General features: G+C 51.4%; 1 protein-coding gene and 1 pseudogene. Both read left to right on the top strand.

The genetic code is table 11. The features are described from left to right. Window positions 1–481: pseudogene (locus tag RTV33_RS00160) on the top strand (recombinase family protein); the annotation flags it as partial. A gap of 1 nt (window position 482) precedes the next feature. After that, window positions 483–1,349 carry a recombinase family protein gene (locus RTV33_RS00165; RefSeq protein WP_312640300.1) on the top strand — a complete coding sequence of 289 codons (867 nt, stop codon included), beginning with the start codon at window positions 483–485 and terminating at the stop codon, window positions 1,347–1,349. Window positions 1,350–1,516: the final 167 nt, after the last annotated feature.

The raw sequence follows: 1,516 nt of genomic DNA on the forward strand, positions 1-1,516 counted from the left end.
GGCTATCCTGCGGTTTTACCACAAGCTAAAAAATCACTATGAGGAAATCCTCTCGCCCATCCTCTCCCAACTCATCGCACTTCGGGAAAGGGAACTTCGCTCCAATCGCAAAATTAACGATATTGACAAAGAAATAGCCCAGCTTACAGAGCAGAATCTCGTCCTTGTTCGACTCAAGTCGAAGGGGTATGTAGATTCTGCTCTTTATTCATCTCAGATAGGCGAAATCAATCTCAAGCTGAACGAGTTTCGCCGCCAGCGCCGCCGCATCATGGAGGCCAGCGGTGAGGATAAGCAAATCAAGGCGACCGAGGCGATGCTGGACTACTTTGAGGGCAGCCCCGATTTTTTAGAGGAACCCACAGCAGAGCTGTTTGAAACGCTGGTGGAGAGCATCACCGCCCTGTCGGAAACAGAGCTGACTATCAACCTATATAACGGCCTCGCATTCAAAGAAACCATGGAAAGGACGGTGAAATAACATGGCATGGCAAAGAAAAATCCCATTCGGCTACACCATGAAAAACGGCGAGGTGGAATACTGCCCCGCAGAGTCGGAGGCGGTCAAGGAGATTTTTGCGGCGTATCTCTCCGGCATGGCCTACAGCAAAATTGCCGATGAGATGATGCACAAAGGAATTCTCTACCACAGACACACTCCCCAATGGAACAAAAATATGGTAAAGCGCATCCTTGAAAACGAGCGGTATCTCGGAGAAAAAGAATACCCTCCCATCATCACCACTGAGGATTTTATGGCAGTACAGCTTCGCAAAAACGAGAAGGTGACCTATGCGCCAAGCCCCGATTATATCCAGCCCATTCGGGATAAGGCAGTCTGCGGCCAGTGCGGTGGCAGAATGTTCCGTGATACAAAATCAGCAGGCAGAGTCCGCTGGTACTGTGAAAACAAGGATTGCCGAAATCGCCGTTACATAGAGGATGCAGACACCCGCGCGGCCCTTGCCGAAAGGCTGACGGTGCTGGCGCAAAATCCCCACCTCTTAGAATGGGCTCCTGCCGGCTATGCCGGAGAGCAGACACTAGAGGCCGCCCGCATCCAAAATGAAATTACCCGCCAGCTGAACAAGGCAGACCCCAGCGTGGAATACACCAAAATGCTGATACTGGCCTGTGCCGCCGAAAAATATAGCGAACTACCCGATTACACCCCTTACTGTCAAATGGAGCGGCTGAGAGAAAAGCTCGGCAGCCAGCCCATAGACGAACACCTCCTCACCGAGATGTTCAACATCGCGGTAGAAAAGATAGAAATGACAGCCGGCGGCGGTATTCGCCTGCGGCTTAAGAATGGAAAAGCCCTTGAAGCGGCTGGAAAGGAGAACTGAAAATGCCCATAGCAACAACGAAAAAAGTAACGGTCATCCCTGCCAACTCACAGATGACCGAAAAGGATATCCGCAAACAGCATCTGCGCGTAGCGCCCTACTGCCGTGTGTCCACCAACTCGGAGGAACAACATGAGAGCTACACGGCGCAGATTGAATACTACACC

Origin of the sequence: Hydrogenoanaerobacterium sp. (assembly GCF_032017025.1) — a bacterium.
In the GTDB taxonomy this organism is placed as follows: domain Bacteria; phylum Bacillota; class Clostridia; order Oscillospirales; family Ruminococcaceae; genus Hydrogenoanaerobacterium.